The 18,477-nt window shown below is 73.6% G+C and carries 14 protein-coding genes and 1 riboswitch; of the genes, 3 read left to right on the forward strand and 11 right to left on the reverse strand.

Annotation, left to right across the window (positions count from 1 at the left end; all coding sequences use genetic code 11):
• Positions 1–14: 14 nt before the first annotated feature.
• The 5 genes from ACFV8H_RS02975 to ACFV8H_RS02995 are packed head-to-tail and all read right to left on the reverse strand — an operon-like array spanning position 15 to position 6,574.
• Complete coding sequence (locus ACFV8H_RS02975) at positions 15–1,388, reverse strand: cobyrinate a,c-diamide synthase (protein WP_380396267.1); 1,374 nt, start codon at positions 1,386–1,388, stop codon at positions 15–17.
• 4 nt (positions 1,389–1,392) lie between these two features.
• Positions 1,393–1,998 carry a cob(I)yrinic acid a,c-diamide adenosyltransferase gene (gene cobO, locus ACFV8H_RS02980; RefSeq protein ID WP_380396268.1) on the reverse strand — a complete coding sequence of 202 codons (606 nt, stop codon included), beginning with the start codon at positions 1,996–1,998 and terminating at the stop codon, positions 1,393–1,395.
• 6 nt (positions 1,999–2,004) lie between these two features.
• Positions 2,005–4,101: a putative cobaltochelatase gene (locus tag ACFV8H_RS02985; RefSeq protein WP_380396269.1), complete on the reverse strand. Its 2,097-nt coding sequence runs from the start codon at positions 4,099–4,101 to the stop codon at positions 2,005–2,007.
• A complete protein-coding gene (locus ACFV8H_RS02990) occupies positions 4,098–5,612 on the reverse strand; it encodes a cobyric acid synthase (RefSeq protein ID WP_380396270.1) in 1,515 nt (504 codons plus the stop codon). The genes ACFV8H_RS02985 and ACFV8H_RS02990 overlap by 4 nt, the downstream gene beginning before the upstream one ends.
• Positions 5,609–6,574 carry a cobalamin biosynthesis protein gene (locus tag ACFV8H_RS02995; protein ID WP_380396271.1) on the reverse strand — a complete coding sequence of 322 codons (966 nt, stop codon included), beginning with the start codon at positions 6,572–6,574 and terminating at the stop codon, positions 5,609–5,611. Before ACFV8H_RS02995 ends, ACFV8H_RS02990 begins: the two co-directional genes overlap by 4 nt.
• A 98-nt stretch (positions 6,575–6,672) precedes the next feature.
• Positions 6,673–6,804: riboswitch (cobalamin riboswitch) on the reverse strand.
• Positions 6,805–6,997: 193 nt separating this feature from the next.
• Between ACFV8H_RS02995 and ACFV8H_RS03000 the strand changes: the two genes are divergently transcribed.
• The 3 genes from ACFV8H_RS03000 (at position 6,998) to ACFV8H_RS03010 (ending at position 11,197) form a co-directional block, all read left to right on the forward strand.
• Positions 6,998–7,690: a transcriptional regulator gene (locus ACFV8H_RS03000; RefSeq protein ID WP_380396272.1), complete on the forward strand. Its 693-nt coding sequence runs from the start codon at positions 6,998–7,000 to the stop codon at positions 7,688–7,690.
• A gap of 442 nt (positions 7,691–8,132) precedes the next feature.
• On the forward strand, positions 8,133–9,251 hold the full coding sequence (locus ACFV8H_RS03005; protein ID WP_380396273.1) for an alpha/beta hydrolase family protein: 1,119 nt from the start codon (positions 8,133–8,135) through the stop codon (positions 9,249–9,251).
• A gap of 620 nt (positions 9,252–9,871) precedes the next feature.
• Positions 9,872–11,197, forward strand: coding sequence for a hypothetical protein (locus tag ACFV8H_RS03010; RefSeq protein WP_375897403.1), 1,326 nt, complete (start codon positions 9,872–9,874; stop codon positions 11,195–11,197).
• A 267-nt stretch (positions 11,198–11,464) separates the two neighbouring features.
• Here the strand turns inward: ACFV8H_RS03010 and ACFV8H_RS03015 are convergent, their stop codons facing one another.
• The 6 genes from ACFV8H_RS03015 to ACFV8H_RS03040 form a co-directional block, all read right to left on the reverse strand.
• Positions 11,465–12,343, reverse strand: a complete 879-nt coding sequence (locus ACFV8H_RS03015; RefSeq protein ID WP_375894011.1) for a CDP-alcohol phosphatidyltransferase family protein — start codon at positions 12,341–12,343, stop codon at positions 11,465–11,467.
• A complete protein-coding gene (locus ACFV8H_RS03020; RefSeq protein ID WP_375894008.1) occupies positions 12,330–13,022 on the reverse strand; it encodes a phosphatidylserine decarboxylase in 693 nt (230 codons plus the stop codon). The genes ACFV8H_RS03015 and ACFV8H_RS03020 overlap by 14 nt, the downstream gene beginning before the upstream one ends.
• A gap of 519 nt (positions 13,023–13,541) precedes the next feature.
• Positions 13,542–14,744 carry an acyl-CoA dehydrogenase family protein gene (locus ACFV8H_RS03025; protein ID WP_380396274.1) on the reverse strand — a complete coding sequence of 401 codons (1,203 nt, stop codon included), beginning with the start codon at positions 14,742–14,744 and terminating at the stop codon, positions 13,542–13,544.
• 147 nt (positions 14,745–14,891) lie between these two features.
• Positions 14,892–15,395: a MaoC family dehydratase gene (locus tag ACFV8H_RS03030; RefSeq protein ID WP_380396275.1), complete on the reverse strand. Its 504-nt coding sequence runs from the start codon at positions 15,393–15,395 to the stop codon at positions 14,892–14,894.
• A gap of 4 nt (positions 15,396–15,399) precedes the next feature.
• Positions 15,400–16,380: an HpcH/HpaI aldolase/citrate lyase family protein gene (locus ACFV8H_RS03035; protein ID WP_380396276.1), complete on the reverse strand. Its 981-nt coding sequence runs from the start codon at positions 16,378–16,380 to the stop codon at positions 15,400–15,402.
• Between the two features lie 42 nt (positions 16,381–16,422).
• Positions 16,423–18,471, reverse strand: coding sequence for a protein meaA (locus tag ACFV8H_RS03040; protein WP_380396277.1), 2,049 nt, complete (start codon positions 18,469–18,471; stop codon positions 16,423–16,425).
• Positions 18,472–18,477 lie beyond the last annotated feature (6 nt).

Raw genomic sequence — 18,477 nt, forward strand, 5'->3', positions numbered from 1 at the left:
AGGGAGCAGAGCCCTCAGGATGCCCCCGAATCGAACGCCGCCGCCGCTCCCGCGAACGACTTCGCCACCCCGGGTGCCCCGGCCCAGTGCAGGTGCAGGTACGAGGCGTGGACGTTGCCGCCCGCGAACCCCTCCGTCCGCGGCCCGGTCGGCAGGCGCCAGCCCCAGGCGGGGTGTTCGCCGGCGCCCGGTTCGCAGACCGTCCGGTGGAACTCGTGCCCGCGCAGCCGGGTGCCCGCCCGGGCGAGCGGGGAGTCGTGCAGGGCGACGGCCTCCCGGTAGCCGAGGGTGAGCCGTTCGGTCATCCGGGCGTCGGTGTCCAGCACGCCGCACATCGGCAGGCCGTCCAACTCACGCCCCAAGTACAGCAGTCCGGCGCACTCGGCGGCGATCGGGCCGCCCGCCGCCGCGAAGTCGGCGATGGCGCGCCGCAGTTCGGCGTTCCGGCTCAACTCCCTTACGTACAGCTCGGGGAAGCCGCCGCCGATGACCAGTCCGGCGGTGCCCGCGGGCAGGGCGGTGGCGTGCAGCGGGTCGAAGGGGACGACCTCGGCGCCCGCCGCGCCGAGCAGTTCGGCGTTCTCGGCGTACGAGAAGGAGAACGCCGCACCGCCGGCCACCGCGATCCGCGGCCGCCCGCCGACCGGCGCCACCTCCGCCGAAGCATCCCACGGCTCGGCGTCCAACTCCGGTGCGGTACGGGCGAGTTCCAGCACCGCGTCCAGGTCGACGGACGAGGCGACCAACTCGCCCATGTCCGCAACCGCCTTGAGCGCCTCCGCCGAGCGCTCCACCGCCGGGATCAGCCCGAGATGCCGGGACGGTGTGGCCACGGCCGCCGAGCGGCGCAGCGCGCCCAGCACGGGCACCCCGGAGCCCTCCTCCAGGGCCTCGCGCAGCAGGTGCTCGTGCCGGTCGGAGGCGACCCGGTTGAGGATCACCCCGGCGAGCCGTACCTGCGGGTCCCAGGAGGCGAAGCCGTGCACCAGCGCGGCCACCGAGCGGGACTGCGAGGAGCCGTCCACCACCAGTACCACGGGGGCCCGCAGCAGCTTGGCGACGTGTGCGGTGGAGGCCAGCTCCCCGCGCCCGGAGGCCCCGTCGAACAGGCCCATGACGCCCTCGACCACCGCGACGTCCGCCCCCGCCGCGCCGTGCAGGAACAGCGGCGCGATCCGCTCCGGCCCGCACATGAAGGCGTCCAGGTTGCGGCCCGGGCGCCCGGCGGCGAGCGCGTGGTAGCCCGGGTCGATGTAGTCGGGGCCGACCTTGTGCGGCGACACCGCCAGCCCGCGCGCGGCGAGCGCCGCGATCAGGCCGGTGGCGACGGTGGTCTTGCCGGCACCCGAGGAGGGCGCGGCGACCACGATGCGGGGGACGTTGTTCAAGAGGTCACCACTCGATACCGCGCTGGCCCTTGCGGCCGGCGTCCATGGGGTGCTTGACCTTGGTCATCTCGGTGACCAGGTCGGCGACTCCGGTCAGCGCCTCGGGCGCGTACCGGCCGGTGATGACGACGTGCTGGCTGCCCGGACGGTCCTTGAGTACCGCGACGACCTCCTCCGGGTCGATCCACCCCCAGTGCATCGGGTAGGTGAACTCGTCCAGGACGTAGAAGCGGTAGGTCTCGGCGGCGAGGTCGCGCTTGACCTGCTCCCAGCCCTCCTTCGCCGCCTCCTCGCTGGTCATCTCCTGCTCGGCGGAGCGCTGGATCCAGGACCAGCCGGAGCCCATCTTGTGCCAGTCGACGGTGCCGCCCTCGCCGGAGGCGCCGAGCACGCGCAGCGCGTTCTCCTCGCCGACCTTCCACTTGGCGGACTTCACGAACTGGAACACCCCGACCGACCAGCCCTGGTTCCAGGCCCGCAGCGCCATGCCGAAGGCGGCCGTGGACTTGCCCTTCCCGGGGCCGGTGTGCACGGCGGTGATCGGCTGGGTACGGCGCTGACGGGTCGTCAGGCCGTCGTCGGGAACGCTCTCGGGGACACCCTTGGGCATGTCGGCTCAGGCCGCCTTTCGGATCGAGGTGGAGACGGGTCGGTTCGCGCGGACGAGCGAGGCCACGCCCTCCGCGCGCAGCTCGTCCAGGCTGACGGCGCTGCCGCCGAGCAGCCCGGCCAGGGTGCGGGCCAGGCCCAGCCGGACCGGCCCGGACTCGCAGTCCAGCACCACGCTCGCGGTGCCCTGGGCGGCGAACAGGGTGGCCGCCCGCTGGGAGCGGGCCAGCGCGTCCCGCCCGCCGGTGGCCCGGCCGTCGGTCACCACGACCAGCAGCGGGCGCCGGTTCGGGTCGCGCAGCCGCTCGACCCGCAGCACCTCGTGGGCGCGCAGCAGGCCGGCCGCCAGCGGGGTGCGCCCGCCGGTGGGCAGGGTCTCCAGCCGGGCGGCGCCGACCTCCACCGAGGAGGTGGGCGGCAGCGCCAGTTCGGCGTCCGCGCCGCGGAAGGTGATCATGCCGATCTTGTCCCGGCGCTGGTAGGCGTCCATCAGCAGCGACAGCACCGCGCCCTTGACGGCGGTCATCCGCTGCCGGGCGGCCATCGAGCCGGAGGCGTCCACCACGAACAGCACCAGGTTGGACTCCCGCCCCTGGCGCACCTGCTCGCGGAAGTCGTCCTTGTGCAGCACCAGCGCCCGGCCGGCCCGCCCGCGCGCCACCTGGTGCGGTGCGGCGGCCTGGAGGGTCGCGGTCAGGTGCAGCCGGCTGAGCGCGCCCTGCGGGCGGCGGGCCCGGACGGTGTGCCCGCCGGTGGTCTCGGCGGGGGAGCGCCGGCCCTGGGCGCCGTGGCCGGTGCCCTGCACGGTGAACAGCCGCGTCCGGTACGGGTCCCCGGCCGCGACCGGCGCCGACTCCCGGGCGGGGGAGGGGTGTTGGGCCGGTACGGGCTGCGGCTCGGGCAGCTCGGTGTCCGTGGCCGCGGGCTCCGGGGCCGCGCCGTCGGCCGGCTCGGGCGCACCGCCGCCGTCGGGGCCGCCGTCGGGGCCGCCGTCACCCGGGCCACCGTCACCACCGCCGTCCGGGCCGTCGCCCTCGGGCTCCGGCCCATCGCCCTCGGGCTCCGGCCCATCGCCCTCCGGCTCCTCCGGCCGGGCGTGCTCCTCCAGCGTGCGGTCCAGCTGCTCCTCGTCCAACCCCGGGGCGTCGAAGGGGTTGCGGCGGCGCCGGTGCGGCAGGGCCAGCTGGGCGGCCTTGCGGACGTCCTCCTCCAGCACCTCCGTCCGCCCGGCCCAGGCGGCCAGCGCGACCGCGGTGCGGGCCATCACGATGTCCGCGCGCAGCCCGTCCACCTCGAACGCGGCGCACACCGCCGTGATCTGACGCAGCGCCACATCCGTCAGCTCGACCTTCGGGAGCAACTCCCGGGCCGCGGTGATGTGTTCGGCCAGCTCCCGCTCCTCCGCCGCGAACCGGTCGGCGAAACCGGCCGGATCGGCGTCGTAGGCGAGGCGGCGCCGGACCACCTCGGCGCGCTCGGCCGGCTCCCGGGTGGCGGCGATCTCGACGGTCAGGCCGAAGCGGTCGAGCAGCTGCGGCCGCAGCTCGCCCTCCTCCGGGTTCATGGTGCCGACCAGCAGGAACCGCGCCGCGTGCCGCACCGACACGCCCTCGCGCTCGACGTAGGAGCGGCCCATCGCGGCGGCGTCCAGCAGCAGGTCCACCACGTGGTCCTGGAGCAGGTTCACCTCGTCGATGTACAGCACCCCGCGGTGCGCCTTGGCGAGCAGGCCGGGCTCGTACGCCTTGACGCCCTCGGCCAGCGCGCGCTCCAGGTCGAGCGAGCCGACGATCCGGTCCTCGGCCACGCCGACCGGCAACTCGACCAGCTGGGACGGCCGTTCGTGACTCCCGAACGTGGCGTGCGGGCCGTCCGGGCACTGCGGGTCCGGCCCGGCCGGGTCGCAGGCGAACCGGCAGCCGTCCACGACGGCGATGGCGGGCAGCAGCCCGGCCAGCGCGCGCACCATGGTCGACTTGGCGGTGCCCTTCTCGCCGCGCACCAGCACGCCGCCCACGGCCGGGGAGACCGCGTTCAGCAGCAGCCCGAGCCGCAGGTCGGCCATCCCGACGATCGCGGTGAACGGATAGCGGACCTCACTCATGCGTCACTCCCAGGTGCTCCGGGCAGGAGGAACGGCAGCGATCCGGCCGCCGGCACCCCGCCCTCGATCAGCTTCCACAACGCGTCGGTGTCCGCGTGCTCCTCGATCAGGTCGCCCAGCCGGTCCAACCGGGCCTCGCGCGCCACGGCGAACGAGGTGTCCGGCGCTGCTACGAACGCCCGGCCGGCCAAGTCGGCGACCTCGCGCAGGAGTTCACGGCGGAAGCCGTCGTTCTCCAGCGCGCCGTGCCAGGTGGTGCCCCAGACCGAGCCGACCCGGCAACCGTCCAGGAAGGGAACGCCCCCCTCGACGGCCACCACCCCGTGATGGATCTCGTACCCCTCCACCCGCTGCCCGTACGCCTCGCCGACCGGCCGCGCCAGCACCTTCTCGACGCCGAAGCGCACCCGGGTCGGCAGCAGCCCGAGCCCGTCGACCACACCGGCCTTCGACTCGACCTCGTCCTCGATCGAGTGCGCCAGCATCTGGTAGCCGCCGCACACCCCGAGCACCGGCAGCCCGGCCGCCGCCCGCGCCTTCAACGCCGACTCCAGGCCGCGCTCGCGCAGCCAGGCGAGGTCCGCCACGGTCGCCCGGGTGCCGGGCAGTACCACCAGGTCGGCGTCGGCCAGCTCCTCCGGCCGGGTCGCCCAGCGCACCAGCACGCCCGGCTCCTGGGCCAGCGCGTCCAGGTCGGTGAAGTTCGACAAGCGCGGGAAGCGCACCACGGCGACCCGCAGCACGTCCGCCCCCAGCGGCCCGCGCCCGTCCACCCGGTCCACCACGGTGGACAGGTCCAGCGAGTCCTCGGCGTCCAGCCACAGGCCCGGCAGCATCGGCAGCGTGCCCAGCACCGGACGGCCGGTCAGCTCGTGCAGCATCTCCAGCCCGGGCGCCAGCAGCCGGGCGTCACCGCGGAACTTGTTGACGAACCAGCCGGCCACGTGCCGCTGGTCCTCCGCCGACAGCAGCGCCAGCGTCCCGTACATCGCCGCGAACACCCCGCCGCGGTCGATGTCCCCGACCACCACCACCGGCAGCGCGGCGGCCGTGGCCAGGCCCATGTTGGCGATGTCCCGGTCGCGCAGGTTGATCTCGGCGGGGGAGCCGGCGCCCTCGCACACCACCACGTCGTAGCGGGCGCGCAGATCGGCCAGGCACTCCAGCGCGCGCTCCAGCAGGACGGGCTTGCGCTCCCGGTAGTCCAGCGCGCCCACCTCGGCCACCGGCCTGCCCAGCAGCACCACCTGGCTGCGGCCGTCCGCGCCCGGCTTGAGCAGCACCGGGTTCATCGCCGCCTCCGGCTCCACCCGGGCGGCCTGCGCCTGCATCGCCTGGGCGCGGCCGATCTCGGCCCCGTCGGCGGTGACGAAGGAGTTCAGCGACATGTTCTGCGCCTTGAACGGCGCCACCCGCACGCCCTGGCGGGCCAGCCAACGGCAGATCCCGGCCGTCACCACGCTCTTGCCCGCGTCCGAGGTCGTCCCCGCGACCAGCAGTGCGTTGGTCATGCCCCACCCTTCTTCCTCATCAGCATCCGCAGCAGGACGTGCCCCGCGACCGTCGTACCCAGCGCCAGCGCGCCCACCCGCCGGGACAGCGCGCAGGCCCGCTCGATGTCGTCCACCGTCACCGGCCGCAACTCCGCACCCAGGACGGGCCGGTGCTCCACCCGCTCCCCGTACTGCAAGGTCCCGCCCAGCCGGACCCCGACCGCCCCCGCGAAAGCCGACTCGGCCTGGCCCGCGTTCGGGCTCGGGTGCGCGGAGCCGTCCCGGCGCCAGACCCGCCAGGCGGTCCGGGGCTCGGGCGCGGCGGCCACCGTCAGCAGGGCCGTCAGCCGGGCACCCGGCCAGCCCGCCACGTCGTCCAGCCGGGCCGAGGCCCAGCCGAACCGGGCGTAGCGGGGCGAACGGTGGCCCACCATGGCGTCCAGGGTGTTCACCGCGCGGAACGCCAGCAGCCCCGGCGTGCCCGCCAGGGCGCCCCAGGCCAGTGCGTTCACCACGGCATCCGCCGTGTTCTCCGCCACCGACTCGACCACGGCCCGGGCGATCTGCTGCCCGTCCAGCGCGCTCGGATCCCGCCCGCACAGGTGCGGCAGCCGCTCCCGGGCCGCCGTCAGGTCGCCCGCGGCCAGCGAGCGTCCGATGGTGCGGGCCTCCCGGGTCAGCGAGGTGCCGCCGAGCACCGTCCAGGTCGCCGCCGCCGCCAACGCGGCCCGGCCCACCGGACGGCGCCCGACCGTACGGTCCAGGGCGAGCGCGCCGGCCGCGACCGCGCCCACGCACACCGCGGTGTACCCGGCACCGGCCGCCCGGTCGTCGCGCCACAGCCGCCGCTCCAGCCGCCCCGCAGCCGTACCGAACAGGGCGACGGGGTGGCCGCGGCGCGGGTCGGCGTACCTGGCGTCGGCGGCGTAGCCCGCGACGGCGCCCAGTGCGAAGGCCGCGGCCCGGGTCAGCGGGCGCACAACATCGAAAAGCCGGGGATCCAACCGGGCGGGGCAGCCTGCATCGCGTGGGTGTCCTCACTCAGGGTCCGCGCCCTGGATCGACGTACCGGGGGCGAGAGTCTCCTGGCTTCCGGGTCCGACGCACCCCCGGGCCTTCCAACGGCCCCTGACGGTCCGCCGTGGCACTTTCCGAGCGTGCTCCCCGGTGACAGTGGCGGGACCGCGCCGGACTCGCACCGGCTTCCTCTCCATGCCTCCGTTTGGCCCCAGGATCCCATCACGCGCCCGAACCGGGAGTCAACCGAGGTCACGGAGGGGTTGGTCACACGACGCAGCCGCCCCCGCCCTGTGCGATCGCCCAGCGCCACCAAGAGCCCGGAGCCCCCGCTTCGTGCGTTCGGCGGCTGGGGCCGCGCCGCAGGCCACGCCTACGGTTCGGCCATGCGCCGCAGAAAGCCCCCCGTCGCCGCCCCCGCCCCGGTGCCGTTCTCGCCGGAGGCCGCCCGGGCCCATCGAACCGGCCTCGGGCTGACCCCCGAGCAGGTCGCCGAGGGCATGGCCGCACACGGCGTCCGACTGCTGCCCGGCCACGTCCTCGCCTGGGAGGACGGCGTGCTGCGCCCCGGCGAGACCGAATTCATCGCCCTGGCCCGCGCCCTCTGGTGCCCGGCCGCCGCCCTGATGCCCGGCCGCCCGGCGAGCCTGCGCGACCACCGCCTCGCCCGGGAACTCCCCCCGGAAACCGTCGCCGAACGGGTCGGCATCCCCCTGCCCACCTACCGCCAGGCCGAACTGACCGGCGACTGGGACGGCGACCCGGACCAGACCCACGCCCTCGCCCAGGTCCTCGGCCTGCGCCTCACCGAACTCGTCGAGGCCACCGGCCGCCGCGAGGCCCTCGACGCCCTGCTCCGCCAATGCGTGGCCGGCCGCTGGCAACCCCACCTCCGCCCGATCGCCCGCCTCGTCCCCGTCCCCGAACCCGACCTCGCCGCCGTCCTCCCCGTCCTCCACCAGGAACACCACATCCCCTCCCACTGGGGCACCACCACCCAACCCACCACCCCCACCCCACCCCTCACCCCCCGCTTCTGGCACCTCCTCAGCACCCACCACCCCACCATCCCCGTCTGACCACCCCCAAGCGGAGCCCACAGAGCGGCGCCCCACCCACGGGCGCGCAGGGCAAAGCCCGCGCGCCCGCACCAAGAACCCGCACCACCCCACCCACCGCACCCCCTCCCCACCCCCTCACCCGTCCAAGGCGAGAGGGACGCGCTGCGGGAGGGGGCGGTGGAGGGGGTGGGTGCGGAGAGGGGCGTAACGGGTGATTTTCAGACCGCCCACGGCGAGCACCCCGTGCGATCAGGGTCGGCGGTCGGAAAATCACCCAGCCCCCGGAGCGCCCACCCCCGGAACCGCCCCCGGACCAACCCACCCTCCCGAGAGCCCACCCCCAACCAAAGCCCCGCGCAGCGGGACCCCCAGACGGCCCCGCCCAGTGGCCGCCCCGCCTGCCCCCTTGTGGACTGGTCCTCGAACACCGTCCGGGTCCGTGAACAGAGCGGGGATCGATATGCGTTGGGGAACCGCAGCCGTCGTGGCGGCCGCCGCCGCCGGGGCCGCCGTCCTGGTCGTCGGCCGTCGGGCCTCCGAGCGCTTGGTCCGCCCTGGTGCGGGCCCGGCCGCCGGCGGCCCGGATTCGGGGCCGGTGCTGGTGCAGAGCCTCGCGGCGGGGCGGGTGACGTTCAGTCGGCGTCTGGAGAGCCTGCGGCCCGGTCGCTGGGCGGTGGAGTGGGCGGACGGCGGGCACGCGGTGGTGGAGGAGGTCCTGCACAGTGACGCGCAGGGCGTCACCCGCCGGCTGGTCCGGGCGGACCGGGGCACCCTGACGCCCGGCACCGAGGTCCGCTTCACTCCGCGCGTGCACCTGGGCGATCCGACCTCGGCGCTCGGCCTGGCCTTCACCGAGACCGTGGCCGACGGCGAGCTCGGCCCGCTGCCGGTCTGGCTGCTCGGCGGCAAGCGCGGCACCTGGGTGATCCTGGTGCACGGCCCGGAGGCGGACCGCCAGCAGACCCTCCCGGTGCTGCCGGCCCTGCACCGTCTGGGTCTGCCGGCGCTGGTGGTCACCTACCGCGGCGACGAGGGCGCCCCGGCGTCCCCGGACGGCTACAGCCACTTCGGCGAGACGGAGTGGCGGGACGTCGAGTCGGCGATGCGGCTGGCCCTGGACCACGGCGCGGGCCGGGTGATCCTGTACGGCTGGTCGGTGGGTGCGACGACGGTGCTGCAGACGGCGGCGCGTTCGGCCTGGGCGCACGCGATCAGGGGGATCGTGCTGGACTCGCCGGTCCTGGACCTGCCCGCGGCCGCCCGTCGGGACGCGGCCCGGGCGGGTTTCACCGGGGTCTCCGCCGAGCTCGGCGCGCTGGCGGCGGAGGGCCGTACCGGCGTCGACCTGGCGGACTCCTCCCGCCTGGCGGAGGGCGCGGACCTGCGGGTCCCGACCCTGGTGCTGCACAGTCCGGACGACACGCTCGCGCCGATCGGCACGGTGGAGCGCCTGGCCGCGGCCCGCCACGACGTGGTGAACCTCCAGCGCTTCCCGGGTGCCGAGCACGCGGCCCTCTGGAACTCGGCGCCGGACCACTACACCGAACTCCTCCGCCGCTGGCTGACCCCTCTCCTCTGACCCCTCCCCTCCGGCCCCTCCCCTCCGGCCCACCCCCCTCCGGCCCCACCACCCTGACCCGCCCTCAGGGGCAAACCTTGCTCCCGAAAACCCACCCCAAGCCCATCAGCAGCTCCCTTCCCCCCTCACCCCCCTGCACCGGAAGTCGACCCCGCCGACTTCCGGTGTCGCCGCGTCCCCCCGCAGGCACATGCCACCTGGCCGGATCGCGGCCCTCCGTTTCCACCGCTCCCCACCCCTCCCACCCCCGCGAAACCACCCACAGACCCCGTCCCCACACGCAGCGTGACGCCCCGCCGCCCCCTGGCATGACCCCGCCACACGTTTCCGGCCAGGCGGTTTGCCTCTGTTGCCCGATCTTGCGGAGGTGCCGCCCCCGGTCGAGCGGTCGTACGGGCAACCGGATGTGACAGAAGGCCGGTACAAGGGGAAGACTGCTCGACGTGACGTCTCGGAACCCGCGCGACCGTGATGCCCCGCTCCCGCCGACGATCGGTACCGGTGCGACGGTGACCCGTCTCCCAGGTACGGCCCAACGGCCTTCCGGCGGCAGGCCGGGCGGGGCCGCCGTACCCCGGCGCCGTGGGCCCGCGCCGGCCCCCGGCCGGGGCCGGGTTCCGGTGCCGGAGGGCTTCCCCGCGCCGGCCGAGCTGGCGCCGCTGGCCCGTCGGATGCTGGTGGACGCCGTCCGGATCGCCCGCTGGGCCGGGGAGCTGGCGGAGGTCGACAAGCGCGGCGAGCTGCTCCCGGACGACGCCCGCGACGCCGGCCGGGCGCTGGCCATGACGGTCGGCGCGGCGGTCAAGGCCTGGGGTCAGGCCCTGCTGGTGGGCCTGGTGGAGGCCCGGGACGGCGGAGCGGGCCCCGGTTGGCGCCTGCACGCCTGGGAGCACGACGACGAGGCCGTGGTGCGCGGCTGGTCCGGGCTGTTCGACGCCTGGACGCTGCTCGCCCCGGTGCCGCCCGCCGCGCTGCGCGGGGTGTTCGCGGTCCTGGCCGGCCAGGCCGTGGACCAGGCCCCGCAGTTGCTGTCCTTCCTGCACCTGGTGGACGGCCCGGTGGCCGAGAGCGAGCTGCTGGAGCTGCTGCGCCGTGGCCTGGACGAGCGCCGGGTCGGCGCCGGGCTGGGCAACCCGGGCCTGTCGCCGGTGCCGCACGCCGCCTCGGCGGTGTCCGCCGTCCGCGGCACCTGCCGGGCGCCGCAGATCGACACCCCGGCCGCCGTCTCCGACGTGGCCGCGGTGCTGGACTGGATGCTGGACGGCCTGACGGCGGTCGGCGCCGTGGTGCGCCGCGACGACGCCGCCGAGCTGTCCCCGCTGGGCCACTGGGCGGTGCGGGCGAAGCTGGAGGAGATCTGCACCGTCGCCCAGACCGCGGCCGGGCACATCGAGCAGAGCGCCTTCGAGCTGCTGAACGCCTGCGCGGACTACTCGCCGGGCCCGGCCCGGGCGGAGTTCCGCGCCTGGGTGGCGGCCCGCCCGGCGGACCGCGCGGTGGCCGAGCTGCTGGACGCGGCCCAGGGTGACGACGCGCTGGTGCGCGGTCTGGCCTTCGAGGCGCTGCGGGTGGCGGGCGGTCCGGCCGAGCAGGCGGTGCGGGCGGCGGTGGACGAGCCGGTGCTGCGCCCGTACGCGCTGCTCTGGCTGGCCGAGCGTTCGGACGAGGGGGTCGCCCCGGCGGATGTGCTGGGCGCCGAGGACGCGGCCTGGCTGTGGGTGGACACGGCGGCGGCGGTGCTGGACCACGGCGAGACGGAGCTGCTGGTGGGGCACGTCGAGGGCGCCTCGGCGGGTGACCCGGTGCGGCTGTTCGCCCGGGCCCGGCAGTCCGGGCACCCGCGGGCGGCCTCGGTGCTGACGGCGGTCTCCGGCGTCCACCCGGACCCGGGCGTGGCCCGGGCGGCCCGCCGCTCGGCGTTCAGCGTCCACACCGGCGGGGCCTAGGCCCTGTCCGGCCGATCTTGCCGGGCCCGCGACGCCGGGCATCCCGCCTGGACGCACCGGCGAATCGCCCAAGTACGCCCAGTACGAGGACGATCCGCCGGCACGCCCAGCCGGGCGCCCAACGCCGCGGGCTGATCCGCCAAGATCGGCCGGACAGGGCCTAGCCGGCACACACCGGCGGCGCCTGGCCGGCACACCGGCACGAGCACGACGGAAGGGCCCGGAACCATCAGGTTCCGGGCCCTTCTCCGTACGTCGTACAGCGGCTCAGCCGAGCCGCGACTCCGCCCGCCGGGCGCGGACGTCGCCGACCTTCTGCCCGACCTTGCGCCGGATGACGAGCAGCGGCGCCATCGCGGCGAGCGTGATCTGGGCGAAGGCCCCGACGTGCATCAGGGTGTCGCCACCGGGCAGCCCGGTCGCCCAGGCGGCCAGGCAGCCGATCGCCACGACGACCCAGCAGAGCGTGGCGGTGGCCAGCAGCCCCTGGGGCTTCGGGTACTCGATCCGGCTGACCATGAGGTACGCGGCGCCGAAGATGGCGAGCAGACCGGGCAGGAACGGCGGGTCGAGCAGCACGATGGCGATGACCGTCATCGCGCCCATCGGGCAGGGCATGCCCTGGAACACCCCGGGCCGCATCTTGACGGTCGAGAAGCGGGCCAGCCGCAGGACCACCGCGAGCAGCACGGTCAGCGCGATCAGCGCCGAGAGCTTGGTGTTGGAGCCCTGGGAGACCATGCCCCAGACCGCGACGAAGTAGGCCGGCGCGATGCCGAAGCTGATCAGGTCGGCCAGGTTGTCGAGTTCCGCTCCGAGGGCGGAGGAGCGGAGCTTCCGCGCCACCAGGCCGTCGAAGAGGTCGCACATCGAGCCGATCAGCAGCAGCGTCACCGCGGTGGCGGCGCTGTGCCGGTCCGGAGCGGCGTCCGGGTTGGTGATGTGCGGGACCAGGACCCCGGTGGTGATCGAGTAGATCGCCAGGAAGCCGCAGACGGCGTTCCCCAGGGTCAGGAAGTCGGCGGTGGACAGGTGCTGCGGGGAGCGCGGGGCGCGCAGCTCACGGTCGCGCGCCCAGCGGCGACGGCGCAGGGCCGTCTCCTCGTCGTCCAGGCCGACGATTGTTTCAGGATCAGTCACGGTCAAGGCGCGTCACCCCGGCTGTGGTCTTCTGGCCGACCTCGACGCCGACCTCGACGCCGGCCGGCAGGTAGGTGTCGACCCGGGAGCCGAACCGGATCAGGCCGATCCGGTCGCCCTGCTCGACCTTGGTTCCGGCGGCCACGTACGGCACGATCCGGCGGGCCACGGCCCCCGCGATCTGCACCATCTCGATGTCGCCGAGCTCGGTGTCGAAGTGCCAGACGACCCGCTCGTTCTGGTCGCTGTCCTTGTTGAAGGCCGGCACGAAGCCGCCCGCGACGTGCTCGACCGACGTCACCGTGCCCGGCAGGGGCGCGCGGTTGACGTGGACGTTGAGCGGGCTCATGAAGATCGCGACCCGGGTGCGGCCGTCCGGCCAGGCGTCGATGCTCTGGACCACGCCGTCGGCGGGGGAGATGACTCTGCCGGTGCCGATCTCACGCTCGGGGTCGCGGAAGAACCACAGCATGCCCGCGCCGAGCGCACAGGCCGGTACCGCCGCCAGGGCCCACTTGCCGTTGCGCCGGGTGAGGGCGGTGGTCACGGCGGCCGTGGCGAGGGTGGGGACGAACCAGGGGGTGGCTCCGCGCGCGATGGTCACGCGGGGTCGCCGACCGGCCGCCGGGGCTGCGAGGGCATCGCGGTCCGTGACGGAGGTGTGAGGGGACGGGCTGATGGGCATCGAAAACCTTTGTCGCGGGGGATCATGGCCGCTGGACGGGGGCCACCGCGGGATCGGTAATAGAAGGGACGGCTTGCTGTCCCGGTGGATGCTATCGGGAGCACACGGTGGGTGGGCAACCCGCCTGCTCGTTCATGTGTCCGGTGGGAGCGCGTGCGCGCGTCCTGCCTCTACGACCGTAGCTCGCCCCGGTCCGGTTCCCAAGGGACCGGACACGGCTGGTGACTCTTGTCTCAGCAGGGGTGCGGGCGGAACCCGGTGGGGGACACGGGCCGTACCGGGTGGAAGAAGGTGTACGGAAGCGGCCGCAGGGCGCGTCGCTGCAGCTGTACGCCCTGCGGCCGCTTTCCGGAGGCCGTGCCGGACCCAGGCGGACCAGGCCGGGCCGTGACGGGCACGGCACTCTGCCGGGACGGGCCCGCACGCCCGTCGACCGGCGGTTTCGGAGCGGGCCGCCCGTCAATGCGGGCGGCCTCGCAATCACTCGGCGGTCCCCGCGTTCGGGCGGGGGCCGGGCCGTCACTCGGCGATCTTGTACTCCTCCAGGAGCCGGCGCCCGACGATCATCTTCTGGATCTCCGCAGTTCCTTCACCGATGAGCAGCATCGGGGCCTCGCGGTAGAGGCGCTCGATCTCGTACTCCTTCGAGAAGCCGTAGCCGCCGTGGATCCGGAAGGCGTCCTCGACGACCTCCTTGCAGTACTCGGAGGCCAGGTACTTGGCCATGCCCGCCTCCAGGTCGTTGCGCTCGCCGCTGTCCTTCTTGCGGGCGGCCATGACCATCATCTGGTGGGCGGCCTCGACCTTGGTGGCCATCTCGGCGAGCTTGAACTGGATCGCCTGGTGCTCGGCGATCTTCTTGCCGAAGGTGGAGCGCTGCTGGGCGTAGGAGATGCCGAGCTCGAAGGCGCGGCGGGCGACGCCGCAGCCGCGGGCGGCGACGTTGACGCGGCCGACCTCGACGCCGTCCATCATCTGGTAGAAGCCGCGGCCCGGGACGCCGCCGAGGATGCGGTTGGCCGGAATCCGCACGTCCTGGAGCACCAGCTCGGTGGTGTCGACGCCCTTGTAGCCCATCTTCTCGATCTTCCCGGGCACGGTGAGGCCGGGGACGGTCGGGTTCGGGCCGAAACCGGCCGTCTTCTCGATCAGGAAGGTGGTCATGTTCTTGTACGGGGAGCTGCCGCCCTCGTCGGTCTTGCACAGGACCGCGACCAGGGTGGAGGTGCCGCCGTTGGTGAGCCACATCTTCTGGCCGTTGAGGACGTAGAACTCGCCGTCCTTGACGCCCTTGGTGGAGATGGCGGAAACGTCGGAGCCGAGTCCGGGCTCGGACATCGAGAAGGCGCCGCGGATTTCGCCGGCCGCCATCTTCGGCAGGAAGTGGTCCTTCTGCTCCTGGGTGCCGTGGGCGTTGATCATGTGCGCCACGATGAAGTGGGTGTTGACGATGCCGGAGACCGACATCCAGCCGCGGGCGATCTCCTCGACCACCAGGGCGTAGGTGAGCAGGGACTCGCCGAGGCCGCCGTACTCCTCGGGGATCGTGAGGCCGAACAGCCCGAGCTGCTTCATGCCCTCGACGATCGCGGTCGGGTACTCGTCCTTGTGCTCCAGCTCGGTCGCGACCGGAATGATCTCCTTGTCGACGAAATCCCGCACGGTGGCGAGGATGTCCCGCTGGATCTCGGTGAGGCCGTCGGTCTGTGCGAGGCGTCCCATCGTGCGGCTCCGGAATGTCTGAAAACGGGCGGGGGGGGGATTTCCGGGGGCCCTGCCGGCGTGGCTGCGGCAGCAGGGCCCCCGACCGGGTGGGGGTCGGCCGATGACGGCGGCCTACCCGTCCGGGGTCTCTGGGAGGGGGGTGGTTCAGGAGAGCGGCTCGGGGCGCCCCGGCTGCTCGCCGCCGCGCTCCTTGATGTACGTCTCGGTCGGCACCATCACCTTGCGGCGGAAGACGCAGACGACGGTGCCGTCCTGCTTGTAGCCCTTGGTCTCGACGTGGACGATGCCGCGGTCGTTCTTCGACTTGGACGGCCACTTGTCCAGGACGGTCGTCTCGCCGTAGAGGGTGTCGCCGTGGAAGGTCGGCGCGATGTGGCGCAGCGACTCGATCTCCAGGTTGGCGATCGCCTTGCCGGAGACGTCCGGGACGGACATACCGAGCAGCAGCGAGTAGATGTAGTTGCCCACCACGACGTTCTTGCCGAAGTCGGTCGTCTTCTCGGCGTAGTTGGTGTCCAGGTGGAGCGGGTGGTGGTTCATGGTGAGCAGGCAGAACAGGTGGTCGTCGTACTCGGTGACCGTCTTGCCGGGCCAGTGCTTGTAGACCGCGCCGACCTCGAACTCCTCGTAGGTGCGTCCGAACTGCATGGCCTCAGGCCTCCGCCTTCTTGTCAGATCCGGGCTGTTCGAACTTGGTGGTGCGCTGCATGCCGGCGGCCCGGCCCTTGCCGGAGACGACCAGGGCCATCTTGCGGCTGGCCTCGTCGATCATCTCGTCGCCGAGCATCGCGGAGCCCTTGGCGCCGCCGGCCTCGGAGGTGCAGTAGTCGTACGCGTCGAGGATCAGCTCGGCGTGGTCGTAGTCCTCCTGGGAGGGGGAGTAGACCTCGTTGGCGATGGCGACCTGGTCCGGGTGCAGCACCCACTTGCCGTCGAAGCCGAGGGCGGCGGAGCGGCCGGCGACCTCGCGGTAGCCGTCGGCGTTGCGGATCTGGAGGTACGGGCCGTCGATCGCCTGGAGGTCGTTGGCGCGGGCGGCCATCAGGATGCGCATCAGGATGTAGTGGTAGGCGTCGGCGTTGTAGCCGGGCGGCTGCTCGCCGACCACCAGGGACTTCATGTTGATGGAGGCCATGAAGTCGGCGGGGCCGAAGATGATGGTCTCCAGCCGGGGCGAGGCCTCGGCGATGGCGTCGACGTTGATCAGGCCCTTGGCGTTCTCGATCTGCGCCTCGATGCCGATCCTGCCGACCTCGAAGCCCATGGTCTTCTCGATCTGGGTGAGCAGCAGGTCGAGCGCCTTGACCTGCTCGGCGTCCTGGACCTTGGGCAGCATGATGCAGTCGAGGTTGGGGCCGGCGCCCTCGACGACGGTGATCACGTCGCGGTAGGTCCAGTGGGTGGTCCAGTCGTTGACGCGGACGACGCGGGTCTTGCCGCCCCAGTCGCCGTTGTTCAGCGCGTCGACGATGTGGTGGCGGGCGCTCTCCTTCACCAGCGGGGCGCAGGCGTCCTCCAGGTCGAGGAAGACCTGGTCGGCCGGGAGGCCCTGGGCCTTCTCCAGGAAGCGCGGGTTGCTGCCCGGTACGGCGAGGCAGGAGCGGCGCGGGCGAAGGCGGTTCGAAGCAGTCATGAGGGTGGTTCGTTCCTTCCCAGTGGTCAGCTGGTCAGCTGGTCAGTTCGTGGCCGCGGTCGGTGCGGACGTCCACGGCTGGAGCCGGTTGGCCAGCCGGATCTCGTCCACGATCCGGCCGATGATGGTGGTGATGCCGAAGTCCTTCGGGGTGAACACGGCGGCGACGCCGGCGGCCTTGAGGGCCTCGCCGTCCGCTGCCGGGATGATGCCACCCACGATCACCGGGACATCCTCCACCCCGGCGCGGCGCAGCCGCTTCAGGACGTCGGGCACCAGCTCGGTGTGCGCGCCGGAGAGGATGGACAGGCCCACGCAGTGCACGTCCTCCGCCACGGCGGCGGAGACGATCTGCTCCGGGGTGAGCCGGATGCCCTGGTAGACCACCTCGAACCCGGCGTCGCGGGCCCGGACGGCGATCTGCTCGGCGCCGTTGGAGTGGCCGTCCAGGCCGGGCTTGCCGACCAGCAGGCGCAGCTTGCCGGCGCCCAGCTCCTCGGCGGTGGCGGCGACGGCGGCGCGGACCTGCTCCAGCTCCCCGCCCGGCTCGGCGGCGACCGCGACGGGCGCGCCGCCCACGCCGGTGGGGGCGCGGTACTCGCCGAACACCTCGCGCAGGGCGAAGGACCACTCGCCGGTGGTGACTCCGGCGCGGGCGCAGGCGAGGGTGGCCGGCATCAGGTTGGCCTCGGTGGCGGCGACGGCCTTGAGCTCGGCCAGCGCCTCCTGGGCGGCGGCCTCGTCGCGGGCGCCGCGCCAGGCCTCCAGGGAGGCGAGCACGGACTGCTCGGAGGCCGGGTCGACGACCATGATCGCGGTGTCGAGGTCGGCGGTGAGCGGGCTGGGCTCGGTGGTGTCGAAGCAGTTGACCCCGATGATCTTGTCCTCGCCGGACTCGATCCGGGCCCGGCGGGCGGCGTGCGAGGCGACCAGGTTGGACTTGAGGTAGCCGGACTCGACGGCCGGAATGATGCCCCGGTTGCCGGCCTTGACGCCCATCTCCAGCACCTTGGCGATCTCCGCCTCGGCGCCGGCCAGCAGCGCCGCGGTCTTGGTCTCGATCACCTCGGAGCCGTTGAAGAGGTCCCCGTACTCCAGCAGGTCCGACTCGTAGGCCAGCACCTGCTGGATCCGCAGCGACCACTGCTGGTCCCACGGCCGCGGCAGCCCCAACGCCTCGTTCCAGGCCGGGAGTTGGACGGCCCGGGCGCGGGCGTCCTTGGACAGGGTGACGGCCAGCATCTCCAGCACGATCCGCTGGACGTTGTTCTCCGGCTGGGCCTCGGTCAGCCCGAGGGAGTTGACCTGGACGCCGTAGCGGAACCGGCGCTGCTTGGGGTCGGTGACCCCGTAGCGCTCCAGCGTGACCTTCTCCCAGAGCTGGGCGAAGGCGCGCATCTTGCACATCTCCTCGACGAAGCGCACGCCGGCGTTGACGAAGAAGGAGATCCGGGCGACCACGTCGCCCATCCGCTCGGCGGGCACCTGCCCGGAGTCGCGGACGGCGTCGAGCACCGAGATGGCGGTGCACATCGCGTACGCGATCTCCTGGACGGGCGTGGCCCCGGCCTCCTGGAGGTGGTAGCTGCAGATGTTGATCGGGTTCCACTTGGGGATGTTGCCGACCGTGTAGGCGATCATGTCGGTGATCAGGCGCACCGACGGGCCGGGCGGGAAGACGTGCGTCCCGCGCGACAGGTACTCCTTGACGATGTCGTTCTGGGTGGTGCCGGTGAGCTTGGCGACGTCGGCGCCCTGCTCCTCGGCGACCACCTGGTAGAGCGCCAGCAGCCACATCGCGGTGGCGTTGATCGTCATGGAGGTGTTGGTCTGTTCGAGCGGGATGCCGTCGAACAGGGTGCGCATGTCGCCGACGTGGCCGACCGGGACGCCGACCCGGCCCACCTCACCGCGGGCGAGGATGTGGTCGGAGTCGTAGCCGGTCTGGGTCGGCAGGTCGAAGGCGACGGACAGGCCGGTCTGGCCCTTCGCCAGGTTCCGCCGGTAGAGCGCGTTGGAGTCGCTCGCGGTGGAGTGGCCGGCGTAGGTGCGCATCAGCCACGGGCGGTCGCGCTTCTGGGGCTCTGTCATCGGATC

It is taken from the genome of Kitasatospora sp. NPDC059827 (genome assembly GCF_042731675.1).
In the GTDB taxonomy this organism is placed as follows: domain Bacteria; phylum Actinomycetota; class Actinomycetes; order Streptomycetales; family Streptomycetaceae; genus Kitasatospora.

Excerpts from the sequence above, each read along its gene's own strand:
- cobO (WP_380396268.1), bottom strand. The coding sequence starts at position 1,998 with ATGCCCAAGGGTGTCCCCGAGAGCGTTCCCGACGACGGCCTGACGACC.
- ACFV8H_RS02985 (WP_380396269.1), bottom strand. The coding sequence starts at position 4,101 with ATGAGTGAGGTCCGCTATCCGTTCACCGCGATCGTCGGGATGGCCGAC.
- ACFV8H_RS03040 (WP_380396277.1), bottom strand. The coding sequence starts at position 18,471 with ATGACAGAGCCCCAGAAGCGCGACCGCCCGTGGCTGATGCGCACCTAC.
- ACFV8H_RS03030 (WP_380396275.1), bottom strand. The coding sequence starts at position 15,395 with ATGCAGTTCGGACGCACCTACGAGGAGTTCGAGGTCGGCGCGGTCTAC.
- ACFV8H_RS03005 (WP_380396273.1), top strand. The coding sequence starts at position 8,133 with ATGCGTTGGGGAACCGCAGCCGTCGTGGCGGCCGCCGCCGCCGGGGCC.
- ACFV8H_RS03035 (WP_380396276.1), bottom strand. The coding sequence starts at position 16,380 with ATGACTGCTTCGAACCGCCTTCGCCCGCGCCGCTCCTGCCTCGCCGTA.
- ACFV8H_RS02990 (WP_380396270.1), bottom strand. The coding sequence starts at position 5,612 with ATGACCAACGCACTGCTGGTCGCGGGGACGACCTCGGACGCGGGCAAG.
- ACFV8H_RS03020 (WP_375894008.1), bottom strand. The coding sequence starts at position 13,022 with ATGCCCATCAGCCCGTCCCCTCACACCTCCGTCACGGACCGCGATGCC.
- ACFV8H_RS03025 (WP_380396274.1), bottom strand. The coding sequence starts at position 14,744 with ATGGGACGCCTCGCACAGACCGACGGCCTCACCGAGATCCAGCGGGAC.
- ACFV8H_RS03000 (WP_380396272.1), top strand. The coding sequence starts at position 6,998 with ATGCGCCGCAGAAAGCCCCCCGTCGCCGCCCCCGCCCCGGTGCCGTTC.